Annotated in this window: 3 protein-coding genes and 1 tRNA gene; 3 read left to right on the forward strand and 1 reads right to left on the reverse strand. The window is 48.4% G+C overall.

Going from position 1 to position 3,410, the window contains the following annotated elements; translation table 11 throughout:
- Positions 1-324: 324 nt before the first annotated feature.
- Positions 325-816, reverse strand: a complete 492-nt coding sequence (locus BZG14_RS14910; RefSeq protein WP_077609113.1) for an RDD family protein — start codon at positions 814-816, stop codon at positions 325-327.
- Positions 817-1,033: 217 nt separating this feature from the next.
- Between BZG14_RS14910 and BZG14_RS14915 the strand changes: the two genes are divergently transcribed.
- The 3 genes from BZG14_RS14915 to BZG14_RS14925 all read left to right on the forward strand — a co-directional run bounded on the left by BZG14_RS14915 (position 1,034) and on the right by BZG14_RS14925 (position 3,026).
- Positions 1,034-1,120: transfer RNA gene (locus tag BZG14_RS14915), tRNA-Leu, on the forward strand.
- A 116-nt stretch (positions 1,121-1,236) separates the two neighbouring features.
- A complete protein-coding gene (locus tag BZG14_RS14920) occupies positions 1,237-2,736 on the forward strand; it encodes an aminotransferase-like domain-containing protein (protein ID WP_077609112.1) in 1,500 nt (499 codons plus the stop codon).
- A gap of 71 nt (positions 2,737-2,807) precedes the next feature.
- Positions 2,808-3,026, forward strand: coding sequence for a hypothetical protein (locus BZG14_RS14925; RefSeq protein WP_069361744.1), 219 nt, complete (start codon positions 2,808-2,810; stop codon positions 3,024-3,026).
- The last annotated feature ends 384 nt before the right edge of the window (positions 3,027-3,410 follow it).

Consider the following 3,410-nt stretch of genomic DNA (forward strand, 5'->3'; position numbering starts at 1 on the left):
GTTATTTATGCGTAGCTATTACTTTCTTTTTGTTATTTATGCGTAGCTATTACTTTCTTTTTTTTGTGCTACTTGGATTTTTATGGATTAAATAACCTTGGGTGCACTTCTTTTACGGTGCTGAAGGTTGAGTTAAAGATGAGTTTATGTGCAAGTTGTGATTATTTAGTCAATTAGCTGCTTTGCGTGTGGTGAATAAAACTCAAAATATAGCGGATAGATGAATAGGTAAAAATCAACCTATTTATTGTCTTATATCAATTTATAACGATGAGCCGGTAGGTAGGGCAGGGCACGCAGCAGGTGCCCAGTCTAGAGAGGTGATTAGTTTTTTTTGTTCTTAACCGGCTTGGGGAGCACAATCATGTCACATTCGGCGAAGTGGTCTTGAAATGCACGGTTATTAATGTCGAAAAGAACAACCAGATTCCCGAGGCCAAAGCAGGCAGTGGCCAAACGAATAATGGCTTGAGTGGGACGAATGTTGCTGCCATCGGTATTTTGTAACCTAAGCCGCCACGCGCGCATGCCCAGCGTTTGTCCGGCTTTACACCAAAAGTAGCCATAAAAACCACCGATGACACAGGCCAGATACGCAGTATAAAGTGGATTGACTATCGGGTGATGAGTTAAGAAATCACTGATGTCTTGGTAAGGGGCAATCGACATGCCTAGCACTTGTGCTAGGGCGAGTATTGCCATCATTCCCCCTCCGGCGAGCATGAGCAAAGCCGCCACGACGAGGAGATCATAAAGCCAAGCGGCTAAACGCCGGAAAAAGCCTGCGGTTGGGCAAGCGATAGAAGAAGTTTGCATTTGATTGTTCACACCCCAGTACTCAATTCGGTGCTAGCCTAGCATAGACCGGCAGACAGTGAGTAAGCTTATACCTCGGTTTTGCGATGTCTTTTGGGGACAAATTCAGCATCAATGTGGCTGAATGGCTTGAATTGGTTAAAAATAGTGCGAACGAACGGATTTTTATTTTTATTACTTGCACTCCAAAGGTCGGTACGTATAATTGCTCCCACTTGCCGAGATGGCGGAATTGGTAGACGCAGCGGATTCAAAATCCGCCGCCTTAACGGGTGTGAGGGTTCAAGTCCCTCTCTCGGCACCAAATCCCAAAAAAGCCCCAGTCAAAAGACTGGGGCTTTTTTCGTTGTGGGTAAAGATTAGCGCTGATCAGGTCACACTCCGCTACATTCCATCCCGCCAATTGTTACTTGCCAAGGTATGATCGCCGTCTGGGCAATAACAGGGAGTAGCAGTGTGCAAATGCGTTATCGAGACATTGCCAGCTGGATCGAAACACAAATTCAGCAGCGTGTTTGGCAAGTCGGTGATCGGATCCCTTCGGTGAGGGAGATGAGTCGGCTTCAACACGTTAGCCCAATGACGGTAATGAGAGCTTATGAGCAATTAGAAGCCGATGGTTGGGTTGAGGCGCGTCCGCGCTCTGGCTTTTTTGTGCGGCCTCATTATAACAAGCTCGCGGTGGATGCATTGGCACGACCACAAGCGCAATCTSAGTGGCTCGACACCCATCAAGATGTGTTTGATGTGATCAGTGCTAGCCATAAAGGCGCGTACTACCCATTTGGTTCAGCTTTTCCTGATCCTCAGTTATTTCCCATGCAAGCGCTTGGCCGTGCGATGGCGCGCGTGCTGCGTCAATCCTCTCATCCCGATCACTTCACGATTTTACCGCCGGGCGATATCGGCCTACGTCGACAGATTGCACAGCGTTATCTCCGCCAAGGAATTAAAGTCAGTATTGATGAAATCATTATTACTAATGGGGCAATAGAGGCATTGAGTCTGTCTCTAGCGGCAGTGACGAAGCCAGGAGATAAGGTGATTATTGAAGCCCCCGCGTTCTACGGGGTGCTGCAGACACTCGAACGTTTACAGCTTGAAGCCGTTCCCGTCGCGGTTGATCCTGAAACAGGGGTCGATATCCATGTACTGGAACATGCCTTAGCGTCCCACTCGATCAGTGCGTGTTGGTTGATGAGCAACTTCCATAACCCCACCGGTGCATCGATACCTGCTCCGCGTAGGCCTGATGTCGTCAACTTATTGGCGACGTATCAAGTACTGTTAATAGAAGATGACGTCTATGGGGAGCTTTTCTTCGCCGAAGCCAGACCGATGCCGCTTAAAGCGTATGATACACAGGGCGGCGTACTGCACTGTGGCTCGTTTTCGAAACAGCTGGCCCCCGGATTCCGTGTTGGTTGGATAGCGGCAGGCTGTTATGCGATGCAAATAGAGAAGCGCCAGTCTGTATCGAGTTTGGCAGTCGGCGCACCTAACCAAYTGGCGATTGCCGATTATCTAAAGCAAGGTGGTTATGATTCGCATCTACGGCGATTGCGCGAAACCTTGTTTGCCCGTCAAGCGTTGATTCGAGCAGAACTCAAGGCACTGCTACCGGCCTCTACACGGATTAGTCAGCCTAAGGGAGGCTACTTTTTATGGGTTGAGCTCGATAAGCGCGTCGATACGCACATACTTTTTCAAGCTTTGAGGCCATATGGCGTGACTATCGCACCGGGGGCACTGTTTGCCAGTGACGGACGCTTCAATCACTGCTTTCGACTCAATGTGTCGGTTGTGGGTAGGCAAAACACAGGGGCGCTAAATAATCCTCAAAGCTTGGAGGGGCTCAAACAGATTGCGACGTCGCTCTCAGCTTTATCTGTGCAATCAACTGTCACAGCTGAATACTGAACTATCTGTACTAATCCTCAGCGTGTCTCCCTCGATAGACTCAATGCGTGCACAACATTAAGGGGGAAAGGATGAAATCAGAACTCAGTATGATGGTCGTTGCGATAATTTGCGCGGCTTTATTGATCCTTGGCCATGTCATCATCATAGAAACACTTGCCTACTATACTTGGGCACAATGGACAGCTGGAGCGATCCCTTTTGTTCTTTTGCTGATGGCGTGGGGCTCAGTACGCTACTGCCGAGCTAAAGAGCGCGCGGAAGAAAGACGGCAATCACACTCGCACTAACGATTGAGCACACAAGGGCGCGTGAGGACCAGCCACCTTATGCGCTCGCCACCAAGAAAAGCGCCTTTTGGCTACCTTTGCTTGTTTTGTGAGCAAACAGGTAGCGAGGCGCTTTTTTTTTATATTTGGGGGTTGCGGGAAAAACTGAGATCTCTATACTGCGCTTCCTGTTGACGGGGCAACGAGACGCAAGTCACGAAATGCCGACCACGAAGTCAACACGCTCTTTAACAATTTGACCTATGCAATCTGTGTGGGCACTCGTTAAGAATAGACAAAAAGATTTATTCGATGAACTGAGTGACCAAACGACAACTTTTACAGTTGTTCGGCACAGTCAATTCGTTTGTCTCTTCGGAGATAAACAGTAATCAGTATTCATTG

Source organism: Salinivibrio sp. IB282, assembly GCF_001995685.1.
GTDB lineage: Bacteria > Pseudomonadota > Gammaproteobacteria > Enterobacterales > Vibrionaceae > Salinivibrio > Salinivibrio kushneri.

What these genes read in the sequence shown, in the direction of transcription:
- BZG14_RS14910 (WP_077609113.1), bottom strand. Translation starts at nt 816, where the DNA reads ATGCAAACTTCTTCTATCGCTTGCCCAACCGCAGGCTTTTTCCGGCGT.
- BZG14_RS14925 (WP_069361744.1), top strand. Translation starts at nt 2,808, where the DNA reads ATGAAATCAGAACTCAGTATGATGGTCGTTGCGATAATTTGCGCGGCT.